Below are 26,474 nucleotides of genomic sequence, written 5' to 3'. Positions count from 1 at the left end.
GTTTGTTTTTTGCGCCCTCCCCACGTATTAATGAGGCCTAGCCGCGGTAAAGGTAATACGATCTCCCGCTAAATTTGCCTGAATCACATCTCCTGGGGCAAACTTACCCGCCAAAAGCTCTTGCGCCAGCGGGTTTTCGATGGATTGCTGAATCGCACGTTTGAGCGGCCGCGCACCGTAAACAGGGTCAAACCCGGCTTCGGCCAATCGGTCCATCACCGCATCGCTCAAATCTAGCGACAAGTCTTTCTCGGCCAAACGTTTGGCAAGCAGCTCCACTTGGATATCGGCAATGCCGCGAATTTGCGTTTGCCCCAGCGGATGAAACACCACCGCCTCGTCAACCCGGTTGATAAACTCGGGCCTAAAGTGCTGGCCAACGACCTCCATCACCGCTGCTTTCATTGCGGCGTAGCGGTTTTCATTATCGACCGAGTCGGCCAGCTGGCCGCTCGCATCAAACGATACCGTATCAAAAGATTTATCTTCTGCCAGATCCTGAATGCGATCAGACCCCAAGTTCGAGGTCATCACCACCACGGTATTGCGAAAATCTACCGTGCGCCCCTGACCGTCGGTCAAACGGCCATCGTCTAACACCTGCAATAGAATGTTAAAAACATCGGGGTGTGCTTTTTCGATCTCATCGAGCAGCAGCACCGAGTAAGGTTTACGACGCACAGCCTCGGTTAGGTAACCGCCCTCTTCATAACCGACGTAACCAGGAGGGGCTCCGATTAAGCGCGCGACCGAATGTTTCTCCATAAACTCCGACATATCAATGCGAACCATTGCATCCTCGGTGTCAAACAAAAAGGTCGCCAACGCTTTACAAAGCTCGGTCTTACCAACACCGGTGGGCCCTAAAAACAGGAACGACCCATTGGGACGATTAGCATCCGACAAACCCGCGCGCGAACGGCGCACCGCATTGGATACCGCCACCACCGCTTCATCTTGGCCGATCACCCTCTGGTGCAAAGCCTGCTCCATTTTAAGCAGTTTTTCGCGCTCGCCCTCGAGCATTTTACTGACAGGGATACCGGTCCACTTGCTCACCACCTCGGCGATTTCTTCATCGCCCACGCGGTTGCGCAACAGCGTCATCTCCATCATGTCGACTTGGCTGGCCATATCCAGCTGCCGTTCCAGCTCGGGAATAATGCCGTATTGCAGCTCGGACATTCGCGCTAAATCGCCAGCGCGACGAGCCGTTTCTAGATCTAGGCGCGCTTGCTCTAAGTTGCTTTTAATTTCCTGCGAACCATGCAGCGCGGCCTTTTCAGTGCGCCAAATTTCTTCTAGTTCGGCGTAGTGGCGCTCCAGCTCGTCAATGTCGGCCTCAAGCTTCGCCAACCGTTTACGGCTGGCTTCGTCCTCATCTTTTTTAACAGCCTCGCGCTCGATTTTAAACTGAATCAAACGCCGTTCCATACGGTCCATCTCTTCCGGCTTGGAGTCGATCTCCATACGAATACGGCTTGCGGCCTCATCGATCAAATCAATGGCCTTATCGGGTAGCTGCCGGTCAGTAATATAACGTTGCGACAACTTGGCCGCCGCAATAATTGCCGAGTCGGTGATGTCTACGCCGTGGTGTACTTCGTAGCGCTCTTTCAAGCCGCGTAAAATAGCGATGGTATCGGCCTCGGAGGGTTCATCAACCAGCACTTTTTGAAAGCGGCGCTCGAGCGCGGCGTCTTTTTCGATAAACTTGCGATACTCATCCAGCGTGGTGGCACCCACGCAGTGCAGCTCACCACGAGCCAACGCCGGCTTAAGCATATTGCCGGCATCCAGCGAGCCCTCAGATTTGCCGGCGCCGACCATGGTGTGCAGTTCGTCGATAAATAAAATCACCCGACCCTCTTGCTTGCCGAGTTCATTCATCACCGCTTTTAAACGCTCTTCAAAATCACCGCGAAACTTAGCACCAGCCAGTAAGGCGCCTAAATCGAGCGACAACAAGCGCTTGTTTTTTAAGCCTTCGGGCACCTCGCCATTAACGATGCGCTGCGCGAGCCCTTCGACAATCGCCGTTTTACCCACACCCGGCTCGCCAATTAACACGGGGTTGTTTTTCGTCCGCCGTTGCAATACTTGTATCGTGCGACGTATTTCATCGTCACGACCAATCACCGGGTCAAGCTTGCCGGCCTCGGCGCGAGCGGTTAAATCGAGCGTGTATTTATCCAGCGCCTGTCGGTTGCCCTCGGCGTCGGCATCATCCACGGTCTCCCCACCGCGCACCGCTTCGACGGCCTGCAGCAAACGTTCAGTATTGCCAAATTGCGCCAGCTGCTTACCCAGCTCACAATCTTTGTCTGTCATGGCCGCTAATAACAAAGACTCGCTGGAGACAAATTTGTCTCCGGCTTTTTGCGCGTGCCGATCGGCCAGATTTAATAGCCGGCCCAGCTCCGGTGACATACGAACATCGCCCGAGGGCTCTTGCACCCGCGCTTGACGATCGAGGGTTTTATTGAGTTCGTTGCGCAGACCTTTAACATCAAATCCCGCTTGGGTTAGCAAAGGCTGTACCGTGCTGCCTTGCTGGTCCAGCAAGGCTAACATCAAGTGCACCGGCTCCAGCTGACTATGATCGCGACCGACCGCCATCGACTGAGCGTCGGATAGCGCCAGTTGCAGTTGGTTTGTTAATCGATCTACTCGCATTCATCATTCCTCGCGATAAAATAAAGAGCCCCGAAGAACCCTGCCACCAAATAAAACCCACAAGAGTATAGTGGTTAATAGATGAGGGCGCGGCGCTCAATATCAAGCTACTACCCGGATAAAAGCCTTCATTCTCGGGGGCGCGTCTCGGCTCAAAGCCAAATCGGCCCAGCCCCGTTATCGACCGCCATATTTCATCATAATTGAACGCTAAGCTGCCTTAATTGCATCACAGACTTGCCCGTTTTTATGTGTGTAATAGCTCCTGAAGCAAGCAAACATCTTTCACCTGTTTAGGAGCACCATCATGAAAAAAGCACTTCTCGCCAGCGCCATCATCGCCAGCACTGCCATCGCCCCCATTGAGGGACACGCAGTTAGCCTAGAAACCAAACAAGCGGGCGTCGCCACCGGTGGCTTGGTGGCCGGCGCACTGATCGGGGGCCCAGTGGGTTTGCTGGCTGCGTTTGTCGGTACGATTTACGTCAGCGAGCAAATGGAAAACAACGCCGAGGCCGAGGCCCTTGAGCAAAAGTGGCTGACCTCGCAAGCAGAGCTAAAAAATATGACACGTCAGCTACACGTCGCCCACAGCACCATTGATAACTTTGAGACCATCACTCTCGATCAACTTGAACTACAGGTGATGTTTAAGACCGGCCAAGACCAACTCAGCGCGCAAAACACCCGGGCACTAAACACTTTGGCAAAGTTTTTAGTCGAAAACCCTGAGCTGGCGGTACAACTGGATGGCTATGCCGACCCACGCGGCACCGACGAGTACAACAATGTGCTATCACAATACCGCGCCCGCACGGTGCTAGAGGCGTTAGTCGCTGCGGGAGTCGAGCCCGAGCGCGTCCAACTTAATGCCCACGGCGCCAGTGCCACACGCGCCACCGCTGGCGATATTGAAACTTACGCATTAGAGCGCCGGGTAGATATTCAGATTATTAACCCCGCCGAGCAAAAAAGCTTAGCCCAAGCGCACTAACCCCGCCCCCCCCTCTAGACTCCCTCTTGGGCGGCGCCCGCCGCCCTTTTTTAGCGTATCGCTGCGTATAATGCCGTCACCCGCGCCATTCGTAGAATTTACAATAAAATGTATTTAGCGCCAGCTGATGGACACCGCACCCTCGCCAACCTCCCCCTTACCGCGATATGCTCTATGGCATAAGGCTTGCTATGTTAAGGTGATTGCCGAGTTGCCGCCCGTGTAATAGCAACGATAATACTCAAACACGAACCTTACTTGTGTGGACACCTTTTATATGAGCACCGCCAAACGTTCTAACCGACTAGATCACCCAACTCGTTGGCCATTGTGGCTGTGCACCAGTGTACTATTGGCGCTCATTACCGGTTGCTCCAGTCAGCCACAGCCAGCCAACGACATTGGCCGCACCTACGTACCCTACGAGAGCGGCGCCAGCGACGGCAAAACAAACACCGATGACGCACAGACAGAATCTTTAGCGACCGATGCACCCGACGGCGGTAAGATTATTAAAGCCCCCGAGGGAATACCGGATGTCGAGCCAACGGTGGTCTCTTATACCGATTACAACGATCCACTCATTCGCGTTAACCGCGCTATTTTTGCGTTTAACGACTTTTCCTACCGCTACGTGTTGATCCCGCTGGCTAATGGTTACGTTAAAGTGCTCCCCCTACCGGTGCGCGACAGTGTTACCAACTTTTTTTACAACTTAAAATCGCCCATCTATTTTGCTAACAACCTACTGCAACTAGAGGGCAAACTCGCCTGCCGCAACTTAGCGCGCTTTGTGATTAACTCAACACTGGGCATCGCCGGCCTGTTTGACCCCGCCGAAGCCTGGTTTGGCTTAGAGCGTGCCGAGGCTCACTTTGACGACACCCTAATGGCGTGGGGTGCCGACTATGGCATGTATGTTGTTTTACCACTGCTGGGGCCCTCCGATTTACGCGATGGCGCATCGGCTATTACCGATTACTTTCTCAACCCCATCAATTACTTGCTAGACGAGCCAGAGCGTTTTGGCGCGAGAGCCGTCGATTACTTACAAGACTACGCCAGCGATGCCGAGCGCTACAAAGCCCTGTACGACAAGAGCGAAGACCCCTACATCCTGTTTCGCAACCTATACTTGCAAAGCATCATGAGGGACGCCGATTATGAATAAGCGTGTCGCTCGGTTTTTAGTCGAGCACCATAAATTGGTGCTGATCGCTTTTGCGATTCTCACCGCCGTATTGGGTTACCAAGCGCTGAATTTTAAAATTGACGCATCGGCCGACACCCTTCTCACAAAAGGCAACAAACTGTACCTGCAAACTCAAGTGGTTAACGAGCGTTTCTCGCCACAAGAGTTTTTACTGATTGCCTACCAACCCAAAGACCATAAAGTACTCAGCCAAAAAACCTTTAACGACATCGCCAAGCTCAGTGGGCAGCTAGAGAAAATTGAGCGGGTCGAATCGGTACGATCAATTTTAAATGTACCCTTACTAAGTTTGGCCAAAGGCGGCTTAAGCGCCGAAGGCGCCACCGAGAAATGGACGATAGAACAAGCCGATTTTAGCCCGGAAGAGCTTAAAAAGGTGTTTACCGACCACCCCATTTTTGAAGATCTGGTGATCAACCAACCGCAAACCGCCACAGCGTTGCAGGTATTGTTTAAAGCCGACCAACAGCTTAGCGAGATCGACAGGAAAGTTACCGAACTGCAAGAAAAGGCGCTTGAGAGCGAGCTGAGCGACGACGACCAAAAAACACTGCAAGCGCTGCAAACCAAAGCCGAGCCACTACAGCGAGCCCTTACCAAGCAGCGCAACCAAGAGATCGCCAAAATCCGCGAGCTGATTAAACCCTACGAGGCAGAGTCCAATATTTATTTGGGGGGTGCACACGTACTGGGCTACCAGCTTATTAACATCATCAAAAGCGATTTAAGTATTTTTGGCGGCGCCATCGCGGCGATGATCTGCCTAGTGCTATTTATCGTGTTTCGCAAAATCCGCTGGGTTCTCATCCCGGTACTGTGCTGCGTCAGTAGCGTTATTTGCACTGTCGGTCTGTTTGGTTTACTGGGACTTAAAGCAACCGTTATATCGTCTAACTTTATTGCGTTGCAGTTGATTTTAACACTGGCGATTGTCGTTCACTTGATTGTTCAGTATCGCGAATACAGCAACGCCAATCCCGACTGGGATCAAAAACAGCTAGTAGTCGAAACCTTCGCCCGCAAGGTTCAGCCGTGCTTTTACGCCGGCATCACCACCTCTATCGGCTTTGCATCGCTGGTGTTTACCGACATTCAACCGGTCATCAGTTTTGGCTGGATGATGATTATCGCCATGTCACTATCCATCGCCGTCAGTTTATTGCTGTTTCCCTCAACCTTGTCACTATTAAAACGCGAAGCAGCGGGTAAAAAATCCCGCTGGGCCAGCAAAGTGCTGCAAGCCAACGCCAGCTGGATACAAAAACACCCGCGCTGGCCGGTATGCGCAAGCCTTATCGTGCTAGCGCTCGGTGGCAGCGGTTTATTCTTTTTAAGTGTTGAAAACAGCTTTATCAATTACTTTCGCGACTCGACCAAAGTGCACCAAGAGCTGAGCTTTATCGACCAAGAGTTTGGCGGCTCAACACCGCTGCAGCTGGTGTACACTTTGCCAGGGAAGTCCGGCAATACCGACCTGGAGTTTACCGCACGCGACATTCAAACCATGCAGCTGATGCAAGCGGCGTTGGAGGAACACAAGGGCGTGGGCGATACACTCTCTGTGGTTAACTTCACTGAGTTGGCGCAACAAATTAACGACGGCAAGCCACTGACCGAGTACGAGCTTAACGCCGTGTACTGGAGCATGGACGAGAATTTAAAAAACGACTTACTGGGATCGTATTTTAACCAAGAGCATCGTCAAGTGCGCATTAGCACGCGGATACAAGATACCACCGAAGGTCTAAACCGGGCGGACTTACTGGCAGGCATTCGCGCTGACATGGAAAAACTCGAAATCCCCGAAGACCGATACCTTCTGACCGACTTATTTGTGTTGTACCAAAATATTTTAGATAAGCTGTTTCGCTCGCAGATCTTGGCGCTGGGCATTGTCTATGTACTATTACTGTTGGCGTTTTGGGTGCTGTTTCGCTCGTTTAAAATTGCCTTAATTGGCATTACGCCCAACGTACTTACCACGGTGGCGGTGTTGGGCTTTATGGGCTGGATGGCAATACCGTTGGATTTAATGACGATCACCATCGCCTCAATCGCCATGGGCATTGCGGTAGACGACACGATACATTACATCCACCGCTACCGCGAAGAACTGGCTGAGGGCGATGGCGCCCACGCGCTGGAGCGCAGCCACCTGAGTGTGGGCTACGCGCTGCTGTACACCACCACCATTATCACCTTAGGTTTTTTATTGTTGGTGTTTTCCGACTTTGTACCCAGCGTACAGTTTGGCTTGCTTACCAGCCTGGCCATGGTCATCGCATTACTCACAGACTTAACGCTATTACCGGTGCTGCTTAAGCGCTTTATTAAAAGCGCTTAAGCAACTCAGGCCCATTGGGTCACGTACCGATCACGCCGCCATCGTTTTTTGTGACGACCACAGTGGTCGAGCGCGGCCGGGTTTTACCGTCTGATGCGGGATAACTAAGCCCCGGGTGTTGCACGTTAAACCATAAGGTGGTGCCATCAGGTGTGCCAGTCAGCCCGGTTATCTCACTGCCCACCGGGCCGGTCATAAAGCGACGCACCCGCCGGGTAACCGGGTCGGCACATAGCAGCTGATTCATGCCCTGCCCCAAATAGGGCTCCTCCAGCTCGTCGTAATCGGTGCCAATCCACAGGCGCCCATCACGGTCAAACCACAAACCATCGGGGCATGAAAAGCGGTCGCCCTCAAGCGGCGCTATCTGATTTTTAGCATCAGGCGCACTGAGGGTTGGGCCGGCCAACAAAAACAACTCCCACTCGAAAGTCAACGAGGCTGGATGCTGACCATGCTCGCGCCAGCGCAAAATTTGCCCGTGGTGATTGTCGGCGCGGGGGTTGGCAGCATCCACCGCCTGGCGCTCTGTACTGCCGCGCTCGTCGTTGTTGGTAAGGGCAACGTAGCCGTCAGTCGATTGCGGGTGCACAGCGACCCACTCGGGCCTATCCATTGGGGTCGCACCCACCACATCCGCCGCGCCGCGCAGGTTAATCAACACATCCGCCTGAGTATGAAAACCGCGCTGCGCCGTTAAACCGTTTTGCCCCTGCACGAGTGCACGCCACTCGCCGCTACCGTCAGCGTGATAAACCGCGCAATAAACGGTGCCGGAATCTAAAAGGCGGCGGTTAGCGCTGGGGTTGCTCGGGTCATACTTGCCATCGGGAACAAACTTATAAACATACTCGCCACGGGTATCGTCACCCGAGTAAAACGCTAAGCTGCCGTCAGTGCCCTGCACACAGGTGCAACCTTCGCGTACCAAGCGGCCCAACGCGGTACGCTTAACGGGCGTTGCACTGGGGTCGAAGGGGTCAAACTCGACCACCCAGCCAAACCGGTTGGGCTCGTTGACAAAACCACCGTAAGGCAAGCCGGGTTTAAAAGTCGCATCAAAACGCTCATCGACCGACTCCCAGTAATACTTGTGGCTGTGAGCGCCGGCGGCAACCCCATAACGCTGATGACTGGGGCGCTTCTTCCAATCCTCCTGGTCGCCGTTTACAAAATAGTTCTTCCAGTTTTCTTCACAGGTTAAGTAGGTGCCCCAGGGAGTCACCCCCATAGAGCAATTGTTTAACGTGCCCAGCACCCGGGTTCCGGTAGGGTCTTGCGCGGTTTTCATCGCGTCGGCACCCGCCGCTGGCCCACTAATATCCATTGGCGTATTCGCACTCAACCGGCGGTTATAGCGAGAGGGCAACACCTGTTGCCACTGTCCGTCACTGCGTTTTATCTCAATCACACTAACGCCGTGAGCGGCCTGCTCTTTAGCAACTTCTTGCGCGGGGCGTTGCTTGCTGCCGTCGGCGGCGGTAGTAACCGTAGGGCCACTCGGGTGCAGAGTATCGTTACTGTACTCGTGGTTAATGACCAGCAGCCCGTGCTCGTTGGGTGCATCCGAGAAAGGGAAAAAATGCATACCATCGTGGTTTTGACCGGCTTGCAGAATTTGATCGGCCGCACTGTTACTGGCGTCTTGCTGCCAAGCAGGCGAGCCCTCTAAAACCGCGTCCCCCCAGCTGTAAAACGCGCGCGCTGTGTAGCCCTGTGGCACCGTCACTGTATCGACACTGGCGCCTATCGCGGCTGGCACCGGGGTAAACCCAATATCCGGCCGCAGAGTATCGTTAAAGATGTTACGGCCGCTGGTATTGGCGCAGCCACTTAACGAAAAAGGCCCGGCGAGACTCGCCAGGCAAAGCGACAGTGAGCCTGTAGACAGCTTGCGCCGGCTGCAGGTGAGCGCCCAAAGGGACTCGTTATCTGCGGGGTTGACCGCGATGTCATCGATATCGGCAACACCTTGAGCGGTCAAATCCGCCTGCAAGCTGTTGCCATTTTTTAAGAAGAACTGTTTACTCAAGGCCCAGCTCCTCGGCAATCGCCTGCCAACTTACCGCTTTAAAATTTTGCGGCTGTTCGGGCATCACATTGTGACCGTCTTGCGCCACAAAAGCGCCCGACTCAAATCCCTGCCCGAGAGAGCGATGCGTCACTTCCAGACCATCGGTCTCGGATACGCCATCGATACCGGCGGCGGTATTTGCGCCAACGCGAAATTTACCCAGCGTGCGGTAAGGTGCCTGACTTTCCAGCACCAGATAAGTGTTGTCCCCCTGACTGGAGGCGATCAGGTAGCGGCTGTTGCTGGCAGGGTAAAGCGCTAAACCTTCAACGTCGTCGGCCAACTCGGCGTCGATCATTTTTACCGGCTCTAGGTTTGCGGCGGCATCGGCTTTGGCCGATAACGCCCAGATGCCGACATCTTCTTCACCGACAAACAACTGGCCTCGGGCATCATCGGCCACACAACCTTCTGGTTGCGTGTCAACGCTAAACTCGCGCACTTTTTTACCGGTTACCTTGCCATCGTTAACTGCTAACAGGAACTGCTCAAAGCGCCCGCTTTTGCCGTTGGCAATGGCGTAGAAGTCATCGGCGTTTTGGTACATACACAAGCCGTAGATTTCGTCTAAACCGGTGGAAATCTCGGCGCGATGAGTGAGCTCACCGGTTGCGGCATCAATGTGATAAACCGAGAGCGAGTTGTGGTCACGTTGACTGGCCACGGCGATATCGCCGGTGCTACTGCCCCAATTAAAACCGTAACGCAAATCGACATTGTTTAACCGGCCCGTCGGCAACAGCTGCATTTGCTTGCCGTTCATATCGTAAGACAGTAGGCCGTGCTTTTTATCGGTACCAATAATACGGCTCGCGGCGGGCTCGTTTGGGTTTACCCAAATGGCCGGGTCATCAGCGGCATCACCAAAGCGCGCCACAGGCTCTGTTTGCACAGTCGCTATAACGCTCGGCAAGCTGGTTGGCACAACGGCCTGCAACTGTTTGCTGTCAAAGCCTTGCGGTAACGCCCAATGGTTACGGTGAATTAAACCACTGTCGTCGTCGCGCACTAACGTGTGCAAGTTATTATCGCTGCTCGAGTACCAGGCGCGCAGCCCCTCTAACTCACCAAGGTTTTCAAACTGGCCCAACACCTTCCCTTTAAAACCATCGTCTGTCTTGGTATAAATAATCAGCTCTTGGCTATCGACACTAACGGCCAACACCGAGCGACCCACTACGGCTATGGTTTCACTGGCGCCGGCCAATGCGCCAAAAGGTACTGCCATATCCACCGCCCGACGGCCGGCGGGCAACTCCGGGTCGGCCGGGTATTGCCAAATACCCACCCCCTCTTCGGTGGCGTACACGCTACCGGCATTATCGCTCGCACAACTGGTTACATTGGGAGCGATCGCCAACGTGCGCACCTTAACCGGATTAATCGGACCGCTACTATCGGCCATCAACCACTGTTCGGCACCACCGCGCTCGTCCACCACAAATAACGAAACATGACCATCACTGTTTTGGTCAAGGCACAGCGCTTCGGGTAAAAATGCCGGTGCGGCGGCTTGCGCGGCCACGACGACTGACTGTGTTTTGGGCTCTACCCGCAGCAGTGTTGGCCGATACTCATCGCCGACAAACGTGGCGGCGTACACGGCACTGTCGGTCGCCATTACATCCAGCAACTCAGCCTGAGTAACATCCAGAGGCTTAGGGCTGGCATCGGCGGCGTACCAGTTTAGGGTGCCGGCATTATCCAGCAACAGGTATTGATTTTTGCTTAAAGGTGCTAAAGCCGCCGCCGAGACACTGCCCGGCAACTGATCTGTGGTGGCACAGGCGTTGATACTGGCCGAGGCCAGTAACACGCAACAAATTCGAACTAGTTTCATGGTTAAGTCCTGTCGTTTCTATTCGCGACACCGGGCGCCCTACATGATTTTTTAGACGCCCGGTTGCTATTTACCGCGTATTAGAAGTTGGTAATGGTCAAACCCAACTTATAGGTCAAGCCGTAGGTTTCGTACTGGGCGTTATAGGACGCCTCATTGACGTAGGCGTAGTAAGGCTCATCGGTTAAATTAGCCGCCTCGAAGTACAGTTGCATACCCTCGGTTAAATAATAACGCGCCGAGAAATCCAGTTGCGTTTGCTCATCGACGTACACGTCTTGCACCGCATCGCTCACATCCTGAACTTCTAACAAATATTCAGATTTATAGTTGGCCGCTAAGCGCATGCTAAAGCGGCTGGCATCGTACCCGATAGAAAGGTTACCGGTAGTGTCAGATTGACTGGGCATAGCACTATCGCGCGAGACAACACCGCCGGCGTCTTCATCATAATAAGCCAGCGTGGCATCCGAATCCGAAAAGGTCGCATTGGCCGATAACAGCAAACCGTTAAAAGGCGCAGGCAGTGAAGTAAACTGCTTAGAGAACGCCAGTTCAACACCGTAGATCTCGGCCGAATCGCCGTTGGCGTAGGTAATGGCCTCGTCATAATCGGCGTACATCGGCGTGCCGGCCAAGTCCGTTTGATAAATAAAGTTATCGATGTCTTTGTAATACGCAAACGCAGAAACCACGCCAGCCAAGCCCATGTAATGCTCAATACCTACATCAATGTTGCTCGACTCCAGTGGCTCTAACTCGGGGTTACCAAACTCGGCCTCTTCGTCATCGATAACAAAAAACGGCGCCAGCTGATCAAACGTAGGGCGCACCAGGGTATTGGTCCAGGAGGCCCGCAGCTGGGTGTTGTCTCCTAATGCATAGCGCGCATGCAACGACGGCAGTAGGTGGTCATATTGATTATCGGCATTGTTGTCCTCGAAGTTGTCGCCGTCGTAGCGCGTACCCTGCGCACTAAAGTCGGTATCCTCGTAACGTACACCAGCCAACAAGCGCAAGTCGCCCAGGTCGATACGCCCCATCAGGTAAGCGGCCGAGACTTGCTCCGACACATCAAAGTCTTCAATCCGGGAATCTTCTTCAGAGTAAAACTCTGCCTGATCCAGGCCCGAAACCGCATCGGCAACAGCGGCAGAGTTAATCCCCGGCCCAAAATTACCCAAAGTGTAATCCGGGTTTGATGCGGCGTAGGAATTCATGGACAGCGCTTCATCGCTAAAGCCATACTCATCTAAATCTTCGTACACCCAGATCTCAACATCGCTGTCTTTATCGCGATCGCTGTACTTACCGCCAAACTTAACCATCGCCGAGCTCGCGCCGATAAAGAAATCTTTAGTGACGTCAAACTGCCAGCTGGTATCTGTGTCATTGGTGCTCGACTGCGCCAACTCGACTTCATCCAGCTCAAAATTGTTGGCATCCGAAAATGACGCTGGCGTGTTCAAATATGGAGTTGTCGTGTCGCTGAAGGATACGCCTTCAATATCATCGATGCTGGCAAAGGCCGCGCCGCCCAAATGTTGCGGCTCGTCTTCGCCGGATTCAGACAGTGCCACGCGATAATCAAAGGTCCAGCTGTCAACACGGGTACTCCCGCCGAGTGAGCTTGAGAGTATCTCTTGCGTCTCTGAGCGATCTTTTAGCTCGCGCGCCACTTCGGCGTTGGTTACATCACCGGCACCAACAGCATCTTCAAACTCGACTATATTGGACAAGCGCTGCTCGGAGTCGGTGTACTTACTGTACAGATTACGCCAGTAGAGGTCGGTGTTTTCCGACAGCTTATAATCGACGTTAAAAGTCATGCCCGAGCGCTCGCGCTCGATGGTGTAATCGCGCTGCTCGATTTCTTCCAGCAAAGCGGCGCCATCGTCAAAATCCCAGGCGCCACCGGTCTCTACGTTGTCTGAGCCAAACTGGCGGTCGTACCAACTCACGCCCGCGGCAATCCCTAAGTTATCCGTTCCGCTGCCAATGCTGAACTGGTCAGAGGCAGTCAGTGCCAGCTTGGGGCTGGTGTTATCGGTCAGCTCGTTGTAGCTGCCCTCAGCCGTAAATGAATAGAAATTTCCGTCGCGATCAAAAGCCGACAGGCTTTGAATGTCAATACTGCCACCCAGAGCATTGGCATCCATATCCGGGGTTAGGGTTTTGGTTACCACTAAACCTTCCAGCAAGTCCGAGGGAATCACATCCAGCGCCACAGCGCGTCGTCCGCTGTCTGGCGACGGCAAGCTTACGCCATTAATGGTCACCGCATTGTAGTCGGGCCCTAAACCACGAACCCGAACATATCGGCCTTCGCCCTGATCGCGCTCAATCGACAAACCCGGTAAACGCTGTAAGGCTTCCGACACATTGGTGTCTGGCAGCTGGCCGATGGCATCGGCCGACACCGCACTGACCACATTATCGGCCGAGCGCTGACGGTTCAGCGCCTTATTTAAACTACCCGCTTGCCCCAACACAATCACATATTCCTGCTCTGGGCGCTCGGGCGATATTTTAAAATTGGCCACCGTCGTTTGGTTGTCGGTGACCGTAATCTCGCGGGTCATGGTTTCGACGCCCAAGTAGCTCACGCTCAATGTGTATGAGCCAGGCTTAACACCAGACATCACAAAGCGACCATCGCGGGCCGTGACAGCCGTTTGGTTGAGCTCTTCAATTTTCACCCGGCTACCCTGCAAAGGCATACCGCTTATTTCGGCGGTAAGTTGCCCACTGATGCGGCCATCGGCAAAAGCGTTGCCTGCCGCTAAAGCGCCTACCGCGCAAGCTAAGATATTGCGTGACCACTGTTTTGTGATACTGGATGTCCGACGGTTTTTATAAATCTGAGTCACAACCCTCTCCTGTGATGATAATCGTTAGTTGGCGCGCTTTGTTTGAACAAGCCAAGAGCGCACACCTCGTTGTTTGGTGCGCCGACAATAGAAAGGCAAAGTGACAATGCTGTGACAACAAACGGTAAACACTGGATAAACAGCCGTTTTAAAGCGGTTTGATCTGGCCCATGAGCTAAACCGCCCCCCGCTTCGCTCCCGTTAAAGCGCTCTCGACAAGCCCGCGCCCCCAATGCCGCGCAGCACCACCCGTCTTTTTATAAAAATCTGGTATTTGCCCTGAGCTAATTTGCCCCCGCGGTTTGTCACAAAACCGTTACATTGGCTTGTTATAGACAAACCCTATGTTTTTAGGATGGCATCATGATTCGGTTACATAAGTGGAAGCTCTTAGCGGTTGCGCTGATCACCAACATCACCATAGTGATCAGCCTTGCAGTGGGAGAAATTAAAGCCTGGGAGCATATCGACTGGCTCGACATTGTCGGCGAAGGGGGCGTTAGCTTACTGGCCGCCCTCTGGCTTGGCTTTACCCTTAACAGCCGTCCCAACGGCCCGGTTACTAATTTGCTAACGCTCGGACTCGGGCTCATTTTTGTGGGTACCTTTCAGGACTTGCTCGATGAGGTAATCGCCATCGACAAGGGTCTCTTTTTAAGCGGCGGATTAGAGTCAACCTTGCTGCCTGCCGGCCTGACTGTGCTCACCTTCGGCTTGTATCACTGGCACAAAGAGCAACTGCTGTTTACCGAACAACGCCGCAAACGCGAGCAAGTGTTTCGGGAGTACCGCTTACAGGATGGCTTAACCGGGCTCGGCGATGCGCGTTTTTTGCGTCGGCAACTGGCCTTGGCCCTAAAACACGCCAGCAATCATCAGCAGCCATTGGCGTTAGTGTTGCTAGACATCGACCACTTCGATGCAACCAACCGCCGCTTTGGTCATGCAGAGGGTGATCGACTGTTACAGGAACTTACGGAGATTATCTTGCTTAATTTGCGCCGCACCGATTTATTGTGCCGCTACGCGGGAGATCGGTTTGCCGTGGTGCTACCCAACACCGGCGAGTTAATGGCCGGCGAAATTGCCGCGCAACTGAGCCGCGCTATCGAGCACTTTGCCTACAAAACAGCGCAACAGGGCGAAACGCTGTATCAGAGTATCAGCACCGGCACTTGCACCGCCGAAGAGTACAGCGCCGAGGCAATGATTGAGCGCGCCACTACTCGGTTACTGCAGGCTAAAGACAGTAAAGCCCGCCTACAAGTCGTGGCGGCTTAAGAGAATGGCGAACCACTACGAGATCGACACCGCGTGCATTGCCGCGCACGAGTTTCCCGCCGCACTTATCGACTTGGCTTGTAGTCGCGGCATCGACAGCCACAAGTTGTTGCGCGGCACCGGCATTTTTATGGACGATTTTCTCACCGGTGAACTCACCTTGCGGCCCACACAATGCTTTGCCCTACTCGGCAATTTACGCAAGCTAATGCCCGCCGCCGAGTGCGCCTTTTTAGCGGGTGCGAGGCTATACCCCGGCAACTTTGGTGCGGCCGCCAGCGCACTGCAAAGCTCTGCCAATTTACTGGCAGCGATTCAGGTTGTCGTCGAGTATCAGGCTATTCTATCGCCACTGCTCAGCCCGCGACTTGAGTGGCGCTGCGACGACTTGTTTATCCACTGGCACGATGCCTGTGGAGCCAACGAGCACGGCGCGTTTTTAGCGGATATGATGATCAGCGCGTTAGTCGCCATCACCAAGCACTTGGCGGGGCGCTCCCTACCCTGGCAGTTTTATCTGCCCGGCGACCCCAACCATCGTGAACAATACCAAGTGCACTGGGGCCGGCACCTGCACGTCGGCAGCCATCAGTACAGCATGCAAATAAACCGCGCCGAGCTTGAGCAAGCTTGGCCCGGCTCGGCGGCAAATGTCAGCGAAATTGCTCGGCGACAATGTGATCGTCGCCTGGAGCAAAGCCCAGCCGCGGGGTTTATTAGCGTATTCGACGCCTATTTACGCCAGCATTTAGCTGGCAACCCATCGCTCGAATCAGCGGCCTGTGAATTCGCCATAAGCCCGGCCACCCTCAAACGCAAACTCAAAAAACATCACACCAGTTTTCAGCGGCGTTTCGATTTAGTGCGCAAAGAGCAGGCCCTATACTGGCTAACACACGAGCGACTGCCGCTGGCCGAGATCGCGACGCGACTGCACTTTCACGATGCACGCAACCTGCGCCGTGCTTTTAAGCGCTGGACGGGCATTGTTCCCAGCCAAGTGATCGCCTCGCGCTGAGCTCGCGGCTTACTAAACGCAACACCACCCGCCTGCGAAAGCTGTCATTAACGCGTATAATCCGCTCTAAACCCAACGACGTCGACTTGCGAGACATTCCATGACTAAGATCCGCTGGGGCGTGTTAAGCACGGCCAAAATTGCCCGATTGCACACTATTCCTGCCATTCAGTCTTCCGCATTGGGCGAGGTTGTCGCCATCGCCTCGCGCGATGAACAAAATGCCCGCGCGCAAGCCGACCAGCTCGGCATCGCTCGCGCCTATGGCAGTTACGAGGCGCTACTGAACGACCCGGACATTGATGCCATCTACAACCCCATGCCTAATCACCTACATGTACCCTGGTCGGTCAAGGCGCTTGAGGCGGGCAAACACGTGCTGGTAGAAAAACCCGCCGGTCTTAATGTGGCCGATATGGAGCCACTGCTAGCCTGCGCCGGGCGTCACCCAGAGCTAAAATTAATGGAAGCGTTTATGTACCGCTTTCACCCCCAGTGGCAACAAGCCAAACAACTGTGCGACGAGGGCGCCATCGGTACACTGCGAACGATTCAATGCGCATTTAGCTACAACAACCGCGACGCCGACAACATCCGCAACAGCGCGGCCATGGGCGGCGGCGCACTGATGGATATCGGTTGTTATGGCATTTCGTTGGCGCGTTTTTTACTGAACGCCGAACCGAGCCGGGTGCTTGGTCATATGAACAACCTTGATGAGTACGAGGTCGACTGCGTTACCTCGGCGTTAATGGAGTTTGACGGCGCCATCGCCAGCTTTACCTGCTCGACCAAAACCGAGCCCGAGCAGTGGGTAGAGATCGCGGGAGATGCCGGCAGCATTCGCATCCACATCCCTTTTAACCCGGCTGCCGACAACGGCACTGAGCTAACCCTGAAACACCAGGGCAAAATACAGATGCGCAATATCGAGCCCGCCAACCATTACCGCAACATGGCCGATGCGTTTGCCGAGGCGATCTTGCATAATAAGCCGGTCCCCACTCCCATGACCGATGCGCTTGACAACATGACTGTGCTTGACGCGATTGTGACCAGTGCCAACAAGCAAAGTTGGGTACATTTGTAACCTGCAGCACTGTTGCGGGTTATAGCAAAGGGCCAAAAGCCCAGGGCAGCACGCCCCTATTAATTGCGAGGCAACCCCTCGCTTATACAAACAAGGAGCCAGATTTGAAAAAGATTGTCGTAGTCGGCGGTGGCGCCGGCGGATTAGAATTGGTGACCAAGCTAGGCCGTAAACTGGGACGCAAAAATAAAGCCCATGTTACCTTGATCGACCGCAGCACGACCCACGTATGGAAGCCGCTGCTACATGAAATTGCCGTGGGTACCATGGACGAAGGGGTAGATGCGGTAAGCTATCGCGCTCACGCTTTCGACAATCACTTTCACTTTCGCATCGGCTCAATGACCGACATCGACCGCACCGCCAAACAGGTGGTGCTCGCCCCCATTAACGATGAAGACGGCCAAGAGCTGCTGCCCGAGACGCGCATTGATTACGATGTATTAGTGCTGGCGATCGGCTCGGCGTCTAACGACTTTAATACACCCGGGGTAAAAGACCACTGTATCTTTCTGGATAGCCCGACTCAGGCCCACCGTTTTCGCAATAAGTTATTGGGCCGCTTTTTGCGTATCCAGCGTGTCCCCGAGACTCGCAACAACGTCAATATCGCCATTGTCGGCGCCGGCGCCACCGGGGTCGAGCTATCGGCCGAGTTGCACCACGCGGTTGCCAAGTTTCACACGTACGGCTTTGACGCCATCGATAGTGAGCACCTTAACATTACCCTGGTAGAGGCCGGGCCGCGTATTCTGCCCGCGCTGCCCGAGCGAATTTCAGCGGCGGCCAGCCGCGAGCTGGTTAAGCTCGGCGTCAACATCAAGCTCAACACGCGCATTACCGCCGCCCTGAGTGATGGACTGGAAACCGCCGAAGGTGAAAAAATTGAGTCGGACCTAATGGTATGGGCCGCCGGCGTTAAAGTGCCCGACGCGCTAAAAAATATTGGCGGCATTCCCACCAATCGCATCAACCAATTACCGGTTAACGCTTACCTGCAAATTAAAAACGAGCCCAACTTGTTTGCCATTGGCGATTGCGCCGAGTTTATCCAAACTGACGGCAGCCGGGTACCACCGCGAGCGCAGTCGGCCCACCAAATGGCCGATACTTGCTACCACAACATTCGCGCGCAGCTCGATGGCAAGTCGCTTAAGGTCTATCGCTACAAAGATCATGGCTCGCTGGTATCGCTGTCGAACTTCTCCACCGTGGGCAACCTGATGGGCAACCTAAGCGGCGGCTCGCTGTTTATTGAGGGCCGCCTAGCGCGCCTAGTGTACGTCTCGCTTTACCGCATGCATCAGGTGGCCGTGCACGGTTACCTCAAAACAGGCTTAGTCATGCTATCGGGCAGCATCAATCGCTGGCTCAAGCCCAAACTCAAGCTCCATTAACGTTTTACTGCACGCTCAACCAAGGCCGCCGGCTTGACAGCTTGGGCGGCCCTGCCTAGGATGCGCTCTCGCGCTCATAAGGATCTAGCAATGTTGCCGTTTCACGATGTCGTCGCCGACGATTTTAGCGAGGTGAATGACCTGATCATTCGCCAGCTCTACTCCGATGTCGGTTTGGTCGAAAACATCGGGCACTATCTAATAGAGGCCGGCGGCAAACGGCTGCGACCGCTCATGGTATTGCTCTGCGCCCGCGCCTTAGGTTACACCGGTAAACATCATTTAGATTTAGCGGCCGTGATTGAGTTTATTCACTCGGCCACGTTACTGCACGACGATGTCGTCGACACCTCGACCTTGCGCCGTGGCCGCCCTACCGCCAATGCCGAGTGGGGCAACGCGCCGAGCGTACTAGTCGGCGACTTTCTTTACTCCCGCGCGTTTCAAATGATGGTGGCCATCGGCAATATGGACATCATGACCATTCTATCCCGAACCACCAACATCATTGCCGAAGGCGAAGTACAACAGCTGGTTAATGCCAAAGACCCGGACTTAACCGAGGCCGGCTACCTACAAGTCATCGAAAAGAAAACCGCCGTGCTCTTTGCCGCCGCCTGTGAAGTCGGCGCCGTGGTTGCCGGCGCCGACGCCTCCACACGCAAAGCGTTAAGCCAGTACGGCATGGAAGTGGGTATCGCTTTTCAGTTGGTTGACGATGCGCTGGATTACAAAGGCGACGCCGAGGCGCTGGGTAAAAACGTAGGTGACGATTTGGCCGAAGGTAAGCCCACCTTGCCGCTTATTCACGCGATGGCAAAAGCCCCTGGCGCCGATCGCGAGCTGATTCGCAACGCCATCAGCCAAGGCGATGCCAGCCAACTGAGCCAAGTCGTGGCCATCGTCGAGGCCACCGGCGCCATGGAATACACCTTGGCGGCCGCCCGCGCAGCGGTGGCGCGAGCACTCGAGGCCTTAACGGCCCTACCCGATAGTCGCTTTCGCACAGCGCTGGCCGATGTCGCCGAATTCGCCACGGGCCGCAATCACTAAACCTAAGCACCAAGATTGGCCCAGCGGCGCACCACCGGCCGGGGCCCTGAAATAATAAGATTCCCAGACAGAACACTAGACAAGCCAGTGGCACAAGGTAGAATGTGCCCCTTTGCGGCCTCGGATGGCCCCACCCGTTTGATTTACTGCTCAGAGTTAACACTATGAATTCACATGTCCAGCAGAGCTCATACAGCCTGGAAGATCTGATCGAATGCGGCCACGGTCGCCTGTTTGGGCCAGGTAATGCACAGTTACCCATACCCAACATGCTTATGCTTAACCGTATTGCCCATATCAGCGAAACTGGCGGTGAGTACAACAAAGGCGAAATTATCGCCGAGCTGGACATCAGCCCGGACCTGTGGTTTTTCGACTGCCACTTTCCCGGCGATCCGGTTATGCCTGGCTGCCTAGGGCTAGACGCCATGTGGCAGCTGGTAGGCTTCTTTTTGGCCTGGAAAGGCAACCCCGGGCGCGGACGTGCACTGGGCTGCGGTGAAGTGAAGTTTACCGGGCAAATACTGCCAACCGCTAAAAAGATCACCTATCATATCAACCTAAAACGCGTCATTGAGCGCAAATTGATTATGGGTATCGCCGACGGCCGAGTCTCGGTGGACGGTAAAGATATTTATTTTGCCAAGGACCTGCGGGTCGGCCTGTTCTCAAACACCGATTCCTTTTAACAGTAAGGCACTAAGCCCAGCGACCACGGTCGAATCAGTTGTAAATGGCCCCACTGTGGCATAATAGACAAAAATGTAGCCGCTCTTGCTGAGGCTGAGCACTATTAAGAGGTAGCCTATGAAACGCGTTGTAGTTACCGGTATGGGCATTGTTTCCTGCATCGGTAATGATAAATCCACCGTACTGGACGCCCTGCGTCACGGTCGCTCTGGCATTACATACAACTCTAGCTATGAAGAGATGGGCTTTCGCTCCTGCGTAGCCGGTTCGATCAATCTCGACCTAAAAGAGATGATAGACCGCAAAGTGTTGCGTTTTATGGGCGATGCGGCGGCTTTTGCCTACGTCTCTATGGATCAAGCCATTAAAGATGCCGGCTTAACCGAAGCCGAATACTCTAACGAGCGCACCGGTATTATCATGGGCTCTGGCGGCGCTGGCTCGCAAAACCTGGTTGAGGCGGCCGATGTTCTGCGCAACCGCGGGCTCAAACGCATCGGGCCCTATCGTGTTACCCAAACCATGGGCAGCACCACCTCAGCCTGTTTGGCGACACCGTTTAAAATTAAAGGGGTGAACTACTCTATCTCGTCTGCTTGTGCCACCAGCGCACACTGTATCGGTAATGCCATGGAGCAAATCCAGATGGGCAAGCAAGATATGGTATTTGCCGGCGGCGGCGAAGAAGAGCACTGGTCCCTGTCGTGCCTGTTTGACGCCATGGGTGCCCTCTCGACCAAATACAACGACACCCCCCACAAAGCTTCACGTGCCTACGATGCCGCGCGCGACGGTTTTGTGATCGCCGGTGGCGGTGGCTGTTTAGTCCTTGAAGAGCTAGAGCACGCTAAAGCACGCGGCGCCAAAATCTATGGCGAGTTAGTGGGCTATGGCGCCACCTCGGACGGCTATGACATGGTAGCGCCATCGGGCGAAGGTGCCGAGCGCTGCATGCGTCAGGCCATGGCCACCGTAGAGGGCGACATCGACTACATCAACTCCCACGGTACCAGTACACCCGTTGGCGACTTAGCCGAGCTAAAAGCCGTACGCAGTACCTTTGGCGAGAAAATACCGGCCATTAGCTCAACCAAGTCGTTAACCGGTCACTCGCTAGGCGCCACTGGCGTGCAAGAGGCAATTTACTCGCTGATGATGATGGAGAATAACTTCATTTGCGCCTCGGCTAATGTCGAAGAATTAGACCCAGAAGCGGCCAGCGTCCCTATCGTGCGCGAGCGCCAGGACGATGTAACGTTAAACCGAGTGCTATCAAACAGCTTTGGTTTTGGCGGTACTAACGCCTCACTGGTGTTTCAGCGTTACGACGACTAAGCCTGCTTTTCGCAGTAGCTCGCAACACCCACTGAAGCGGCCCCGCCGCTTCAGTGCTTTTAGCTTTAGCCCTGCCAACCGCTACTGATTAACGTGTAACCACTGCTTAACCATCGCCACCAATGTGGTGCGCCAAGTACGCGCCTGCACACCAAAATCACCACGAATACGCAGAGCACTGAGCACCGCACTCACAGGCTCATCAGGGCGTGCCTCATCAACCACCTCAAACCTCGGGGCCGCTCCCTGATAATCCTGTTGCTCCAAAACCTGCGCCAACTGCTCGGCAAACTCCAACTCAGTACAACCATCGCCACTACAGTAGTGGTAAATACCCCAACATTGCGCGCCACAACTAATTTGCTTAATCAGCGCCACTATAACCCGCGCCACATCAGACAACGCAGTGGGTGCACCGCGCAAACGATTGTTAGGACGCCAAGTCTCTCCCGCCTGCAGGGCCGCCAGCAGCCGCGTTAAGTGATTGTCGCCAAAACTGCCAATCACCCAACTGGTGCGCAGCACAATCACACACTCTAAATGCTCGGTAACGGCTTGCTCCGCAGCATAAAACGCCCGCCCAACAGCGCTGTTGGGTACCGGCTCATCGCGCTCGGCGTGCTTACTTTTATTGTCGTCGCCAAACACCCGATAACTCGACAACTGAATCATCGGAATGCCTCGAGCCTTACACACGTGTGCCAACGTTTCGGCCGCTTGCGGCAACAGCGTGCAATCCGCATCGCTCGGCGCGTCTGCCCAACCTAACGTATTAACCACCAGGTTCGGCTTACCTTGCCCGATATAAGCCTCTACCGCCTCTTGGCTACACCAGTCAACGTCCTTTGCCGCCGGGGTCAGCAGCCCAAACGACTCTCGCTCTAGCTCGTGTTCTAGCGCGACACCTAACGAATGGGTGCTATCGGTTAATAACAACTTCAAATCTGATCTCACTTGTTTTGGGTTAGCGGTAACAAAAGCCCTAGGCTACTTCTAGGCAAGAGCCTTGCAAAGCATATAGGGCGCCACAAAAACACCCAAAGGTGTCTTTATATCACACATAGAACCGGGAGCACTTTGCCCGAGCTGCACTAGACGATAAAAGCCTAAAAATTGACCTAAAGATTGTACAGACCCGCCGATAACCCGTTAAGCATTAAAAACTTTGAGGTTATCATGTCGCCTAGCCAAACCGACCTAAACAGCGCTGTGCGCGCTGCCAGCCAAGCACCCCAACTGCATTCGCGGCCCAACGTCGTCAACAGTAAAGTGACTCAGGCACTCACTCTGGTAAGTGACAAAGCGGCCGAGCAAATTGGCGTGCCCGAGGTCGGTAAGTTTAAACCGCTAACCGCCGAGCAGGCAGCCGGCAATATTTTAGGCTTTATCCAGCGCCAAATAGAGCGCGATGTGGCGGACGGTGCAACCGACGAAGAGCTAGAGTCGCGCCTACAAGCTGGACTATCGGGCTTTAACAAGGGCTTTAATCAGGCCCGTGACCGCTTAGAAGCGTTAAGCTTACTGGACGATCAGGTGAGCGCGTCAATCGGCAAGACTTACGATTTAGTCACCAACGGTATCGACCAGTTGGCACAAGAGCACTTGGGCCGATCACTCGACGATGCCGCCCCGCCCAAAACCACGCAACTCAGCCCCAGCGCCTCAGCGAGTCGCACAAGCTATGAATACGCCTCGGCACAAAGCTTTCGCTTTGAGCTCCTCACGGGCGAAGGCGACAAAGTGAGTATTCAGGCCAATGCCAGCCACGGTGAAACGCAATTTTGGCGCGCCGAAGACGGCAGCAGCTCTAGCGCATCGAGTTCAAGCGTCAGTTACAGCCTCAACATCACCGGCGAGCTAAACGAATCTGAGCGAGCGGCCATTGACGAGCTGTTGCAACAAGTTAATTCGCTTGCCGACTCTTTCTTTACCGGCGATATTTCTGGCGCCTTCGAATCAGCCCTAGCGCTCGGTTACGATCAAAGCCAAATTGAAGGCTTTGCCCTCAACCTAACCCGGGTTGATATTCAGCGCGCCAGCAGCGCCTACGGTAAAGAGGCCGCCGCACCTAACGGCCTACAACAACGCTTACAACCTGTGGGGCAATTTATTAAAGACGCCCAAGAAGCGTTTAATAAAGCCAGCGAGTTTGCCGAGCCCTATAAGCTTTTACTGGACATCGTTAACGGTTTATACGCCGACACCGAGGCACCGGGCAATCGCGATGGCAAACGCTTTGCGGATTTTATTGGGGAGCTTTTGAATAACTCTCTAACCACTAATAGCCCCAAAGAAGACGCATAAAATCAAATCAACTCCTCTATGGCCATCCTGCTATAGATCCAAAGATAATACCCGGATCTATAGCGAGCGCGTCACAACAACATTACCTTTACTTTTAACGTCCTAAAAAGAAAAAGCCCAGCTATTGCTGGGCCCTAGGAAGTATTTCGACTAAAAACATTACACTTTGCATTAACTCCTCGCTAAAAAGGAATATCATCATCAAAGCTATCAAACCCACCGGCCGGTTGTTGCGGCTGCTGGGGTTGCTGTTGCGGCGGTGCTTGGCGCGGCGCCTGCTGAGGCTGCGCTTGCGGTTGACCTTGGGGCTGATTGCCGCCGTAGTTCTGGTTTTGATTGTAGTTATCTTGGCCGTAATTGTTATTATCGCCACCGGCGCCGCGACTGTCGAGCATTTGCATCTCGCTGCAGACGATTTCGGTGGTGTAACGGTCCTGACCGTCTTGGCCTTGCCATTTACGGGTACGCAGCGAACCTTCGATATAAACTTTAGAGCCTTTGCGTAAATACTCGCCGGCAATCTCAGCAATGCGGTTAAAAAATACCACGCGGTGCCACTCGGTGCGCTCTTGTGGCTGACCGGTTTGCTTGTCTTTCCATTGGTCAGAGGTGGCCACGCTGATGTTAGTCACGGCTCCGCCAGAGGGCATGTATTTTGTCTCTGGGTCTTGGCCCAAGTTACCTACTAAGATGACCTTATTAACACCACGCGATGCCATACTTATCTCCTCGAATTTGTCTAAACTTATTGCGGCTTTTGCACATTAGATAGCGTAAACCGCTCGCTGTCATGTCCGATACTTTAGCATCTGTTGACTTATTTAGCTGACCATTACCGCCAGTATTTGATCGCGCTTAACTTTTTGCGAGTCGACCTTAAGATAAACCATACCCTCGGCCGGCACCGCCAGCACCTCAGCCACGCCTACAACTTGCGCAAGCTTCTCGCTTACCGCAGCCGGGTCAGCGCCGTTTAACGGCAAAAGCATACTGGCCAGATAGCGCGGCGGTGTCATGGAGCGGGCAATCAGCCACCACAACGCCACTAATGCAGCGCCGGCGGCCAACACCACCTCAGCGCCCTGCCATTGCAGCAACGCCCCCCCGGCAGCACCGCCGGTAAAGGCTCCCAAAAACTGCGCGGTCGAATAGATCCCCGTCGCCGTCCCCTTGGAGCCCGCGGGCGCCAACTTGCTGACCAACGACGGCAGCGTTGCCTCGAGTAAGTTAAAGGCCATAAAAAACGCAAACAACCCCGGCAGCCACCACAGCAGCGTTTGCGGTGTGACCACCAGCCAGAGTAACGCACTCGCCAAGAGCGCGATTGCCGCTAAAAACACGGGCTTCATCTTGCGGCGCTTTTCGGCAATGATAATCAAAGGCAGCATCGCGACAAAAGAGCCGGCCAGCAAGGGTAGATAAATCATCCAGTGATGGGCGCGCGACACACCGAGTGAGCCGACCAATACACCGGGAAGCACCACAAAGCTGGCCGTTAACACACAGTGCAGAGCAAAAATACCGACGTCTAGCCTGAGCAGCTCCCGGTTGCGCAGCGTTTTGGCCAGCAGCGCCGGCACGGCTCCGGTCTCGCGCCGCCTTGCGATACCGCCACCATGGCTAACGGCCGGCACCCGATAAATAATAACGTATACGCCCACCAAGCCAAGCGCAGCGGTCACCCAAAAAATCAATGCTAACCCGCCAACTCCGGCGAGCGCAGGCCCAATGACCAAAGCCAGCGCAAAAGACACCCCAATGGAAGCGCCGATACTGGCCATGGCCTTGGTACGGTTTTCATCGGCGGTAAGATCCGTCACCATTGCCATGACCGCACTGGCGATGGCGCCACCACCTTGCAGGATTCGCCCCAGCACCAACTCGTACACCGTGTCGGCTTGAGCGGCCACAATGCTGCCCAGCACAAAGATCAACAAGCCGCCCACAATAACCGGTTTACGGCCAATTCGATCAGACAACATACCAAAAGGAATTTGCAGCAGCGCCTGACTAAAACCGTAAGCACCCAGAGCCAACCCCAGCAAAGCCGGCGTCGCCCCGCGGTAGGTATCACCGTATAGCGTGAGCACGGGCAGCACCATAAACAGCCCGAGCATGCGGAATGCATAGAGTGACGATAGCGCCATCACAACTCGGCGCTCAAATGAGGCGGTAGGCTCGGACACGAAAAACCCTGTTGGTTAAAAGCTGCGGATTTTACCACAGAGCGAAGCAAAACGCGTTTGTGATTGGGGCATAGCAACTAACTGGCTCGGGGTACCATCCGCGCGAGCG

The 26,474-nt window shown here is 54.4% G+C and carries 18 protein-coding genes; 11 read left to right on the top strand and 7 right to left on the bottom strand.

Translation table 11 applies throughout. From position 1 onward, the window contains the following. Nucleotides 1-27: 27 nt before the first annotated feature. On the bottom strand, nt 28-2,676 hold the full coding sequence (clpB, locus tag ACGHAD_RS03225) for an ATP-dependent chaperone ClpB (protein WP_382417473.1): 2,649 nt from the start codon (nt 2,674-2,676) through the stop codon (nt 28-30). 307 nt (nt 2,677-2,983) lie between these two features. Here clpB and ACGHAD_RS03220 point away from each other — a divergent pair, with 307 nt between their 5' ends. The 3 genes from ACGHAD_RS03220 to ACGHAD_RS03210 all read left to right on the top strand — a co-directional run bounded on the left by ACGHAD_RS03220 (nt 2,984) and on the right by ACGHAD_RS03210 (nt 7,227). Next, on the top strand, nt 2,984-3,670 hold the full coding sequence (locus ACGHAD_RS03220) for an OmpA family protein (RefSeq protein WP_382417471.1): 687 nt from the start codon (nt 2,984-2,986) through the stop codon (nt 3,668-3,670). A gap of 277 nt (nt 3,671-3,947) precedes the next feature. Beyond that, on the top strand, nt 3,948-4,841 hold the full coding sequence (locus ACGHAD_RS03215; protein ID WP_339617680.1) for a VacJ family lipoprotein: 894 nt from the start codon (nt 3,948-3,950) through the stop codon (nt 4,839-4,841). Continuing rightward, a complete protein-coding gene (locus tag ACGHAD_RS03210; RefSeq protein ID WP_382417468.1) occupies nt 4,834-7,227 on the top strand; it encodes an efflux RND transporter permease subunit in 2,394 nt (797 codons plus the stop codon). Before ACGHAD_RS03215 ends, ACGHAD_RS03210 begins: the two co-directional genes overlap by 8 nt. Nucleotides 7,228-7,246: 19 nt before the next feature. On the opposite strand, the gene ACGHAD_RS03205 is transcribed toward ACGHAD_RS03210, so the two are convergent. The 3 genes from ACGHAD_RS03205 to ACGHAD_RS03195 form a co-directional block, all read right to left on the bottom strand. Beyond that, nucleotides 7,247-9,259: a PhoX family protein gene (locus tag ACGHAD_RS03205; protein ID WP_382417466.1), complete on the bottom strand. Its 2,013-nt coding sequence runs from the start codon at nt 9,257-9,259 to the stop codon at nt 7,247-7,249. Continuing rightward, nucleotides 9,252-11,141 (bottom strand): phytase, encoded by a 1,890-nt coding sequence (locus ACGHAD_RS03200; RefSeq protein WP_382417464.1) that lies wholly within the window; start codon nt 11,139-11,141, stop codon nt 9,252-9,254. The genes ACGHAD_RS03205 and ACGHAD_RS03200 overlap by 8 nt, the downstream gene beginning before the upstream one ends. A gap of 80 nt (nt 11,142-11,221) precedes the next feature. Continuing rightward, nucleotides 11,222-14,011 carry a TonB-dependent receptor gene (locus tag ACGHAD_RS03195; RefSeq protein WP_382417462.1) on the bottom strand — a complete coding sequence of 930 codons (2,790 nt, stop codon included), beginning with the start codon at nt 14,009-14,011 and terminating at the stop codon, nt 11,222-11,224. A gap of 363 nt (nt 14,012-14,374) precedes the next feature. On the opposite strand from ACGHAD_RS03195, the gene ACGHAD_RS03190 reads away from it, so the two are divergent. From ACGHAD_RS03190 to fabB, 7 genes are all read left to right on the top strand, one after another. Then, complete coding sequence (locus ACGHAD_RS03190) at nt 14,375-15,292, top strand: diguanylate cyclase (protein WP_382417460.1); 918 nt, start codon at nt 14,375-14,377, stop codon at nt 15,290-15,292. A 4-nt stretch (nt 15,293-15,296) separates the two neighbouring features. After that, nucleotides 15,297-16,310, top strand: a complete 1,014-nt coding sequence (locus tag ACGHAD_RS03185) for a helix-turn-helix domain-containing protein (RefSeq protein ID WP_382417458.1) — start codon at nt 15,297-15,299, stop codon at nt 16,308-16,310. 100 nt (nt 16,311-16,410) lie between these two features. Next, on the top strand, nt 16,411-17,400 hold the full coding sequence (locus ACGHAD_RS03180; RefSeq protein WP_382417456.1) for a Gfo/Idh/MocA family protein: 990 nt from the start codon (nt 16,411-16,413) through the stop codon (nt 17,398-17,400). A 104-nt stretch (nt 17,401-17,504) separates the two neighbouring features. Then, nucleotides 17,505-18,797 (top strand): NAD(P)/FAD-dependent oxidoreductase, encoded by a 1,293-nt coding sequence (locus ACGHAD_RS03175; RefSeq protein ID WP_382417454.1) that lies wholly within the window; start codon nt 17,505-17,507, stop codon nt 18,795-18,797. 90 nt (nt 18,798-18,887) lie between these two features. Further along, the gene (locus ACGHAD_RS03170; RefSeq protein WP_339617671.1) at nt 18,888-19,850 is read left to right on the top strand and encodes a polyprenyl synthetase family protein; all 963 of its coding nucleotides are present in this window, start codon (nt 18,888-18,890) and stop codon (nt 19,848-19,850) included. 164 nt (nt 19,851-20,014) lie between these two features. Continuing rightward, nucleotides 20,015-20,539 (top strand): 3-hydroxyacyl-[acyl-carrier-protein] dehydratase FabA, encoded by a 525-nt coding sequence (gene fabA, locus ACGHAD_RS03165; RefSeq protein ID WP_339617670.1) that lies wholly within the window; start codon nt 20,015-20,017, stop codon nt 20,537-20,539. A 118-nt stretch (nt 20,540-20,657) separates the two neighbouring features. Then, nucleotides 20,658-21,875 carry a beta-ketoacyl-ACP synthase I gene (gene fabB / locus ACGHAD_RS03160; RefSeq protein WP_339617669.1) on the top strand — a complete coding sequence of 406 codons (1,218 nt, stop codon included), beginning with the start codon at nt 20,658-20,660 and terminating at the stop codon, nt 21,873-21,875. Nucleotides 21,876-21,956: 81 nt separating this feature from the next. On the opposite strand, the gene ACGHAD_RS03155 is transcribed toward fabB, so the two are convergent. Continuing rightward, entirely contained in the window at nt 21,957-22,817 is an 861-nt protein-coding gene (locus ACGHAD_RS03155) for an SDR family oxidoreductase (RefSeq protein WP_382417451.1), read from the bottom strand. Between the two features lie 234 nt (nt 22,818-23,051). Here ACGHAD_RS03155 and ACGHAD_RS03150 point away from each other — a divergent pair, with 234 nt between their 5' ends. Next, a complete protein-coding gene (locus ACGHAD_RS03150; protein WP_382417449.1) occupies nt 23,052-24,179 on the top strand; it encodes a DUF5610 domain-containing protein in 1,128 nt (375 codons plus the stop codon). A 182-nt stretch (nt 24,180-24,361) separates the two neighbouring features. Here the strand turns inward: ACGHAD_RS03150 and ssb are convergent, their stop codons facing one another. Further along, entirely contained in the window at nt 24,362-24,898 is a 537-nt protein-coding gene (gene ssb / locus ACGHAD_RS03145; protein ID WP_382417447.1) for a single-stranded DNA-binding protein, read from the bottom strand. A 102-nt stretch (nt 24,899-25,000) separates the two neighbouring features. Then, on the bottom strand, nt 25,001-26,365 hold the full coding sequence (locus tag ACGHAD_RS03140) for an MFS transporter (RefSeq protein WP_382417445.1): 1,365 nt from the start codon (nt 26,363-26,365) through the stop codon (nt 25,001-25,003). Between the last annotated feature and the right edge of the window lie 109 nt (nt 26,366-26,474).

Origin of the sequence: Gilvimarinus japonicus, from assembly GCF_042847215.1 — a bacterium.
In the GTDB taxonomy this organism is placed as follows: Bacteria; Pseudomonadota; Gammaproteobacteria; order Pseudomonadales; family Cellvibrionaceae; genus Gilvimarinus; species Gilvimarinus japonicus.
This window is presented reverse-complemented; position numbering and strand designations above follow the sequence as displayed.

Excerpts from the sequence above, each read along its gene's own strand:
- ACGHAD_RS03170 (WP_339617671.1), top strand. The coding sequence starts at position 18,888 with ATGTTGCCGTTTCACGATGTCGTCGCCGACGATTTTAGCGAGGTGAAT.
- ssb (WP_382417447.1), bottom strand. The coding sequence starts at position 24,898 with ATGGCATCGCGTGGTGTTAATAAGGTCATCTTAGTAGGTAACTTGGGC.
- ACGHAD_RS03210 (WP_382417468.1), top strand. The coding sequence starts at position 4,834 with ATGAATAAGCGTGTCGCTCGGTTTTTAGTCGAGCACCATAAATTGGTG.
- ACGHAD_RS03200 (WP_382417464.1), bottom strand. The coding sequence starts at position 11,141 with ATGAAACTAGTTCGAATTTGTTGCGTGTTACTGGCCTCGGCCAGTATC.
- fabA (WP_339617670.1), top strand. The coding sequence starts at position 20,015 with ATGAATTCACATGTCCAGCAGAGCTCATACAGCCTGGAAGATCTGATC.
- ACGHAD_RS03150 (WP_382417449.1), top strand. The coding sequence starts at position 23,052 with ATGTCGCCTAGCCAAACCGACCTAAACAGCGCTGTGCGCGCTGCCAGC.
- fabB (WP_339617669.1), top strand. The coding sequence starts at position 20,658 with ATGAAACGCGTTGTAGTTACCGGTATGGGCATTGTTTCCTGCATCGGT.
- ACGHAD_RS03190 (WP_382417460.1), top strand. The coding sequence starts at position 14,375 with ATGATTCGGTTACATAAGTGGAAGCTCTTAGCGGTTGCGCTGATCACC.
- clpB (WP_382417473.1), bottom strand. The coding sequence starts at position 2,676 with ATGCGAGTAGATCGATTAACAAACCAACTGCAACTGGCGCTATCCGAC.
- ACGHAD_RS03185 (WP_382417458.1), top strand. The coding sequence starts at position 15,297 with ATGGCGAACCACTACGAGATCGACACCGCGTGCATTGCCGCGCACGAG.
- ACGHAD_RS03180 (WP_382417456.1), top strand. The coding sequence starts at position 16,411 with ATGACTAAGATCCGCTGGGGCGTGTTAAGCACGGCCAAAATTGCCCGA.
- ACGHAD_RS03220 (WP_382417471.1), top strand. The coding sequence starts at position 2,984 with ATGAAAAAAGCACTTCTCGCCAGCGCCATCATCGCCAGCACTGCCATC.
- ACGHAD_RS03215 (WP_339617680.1), top strand. The coding sequence starts at position 3,948 with ATGAGCACCGCCAAACGTTCTAACCGACTAGATCACCCAACTCGTTGG.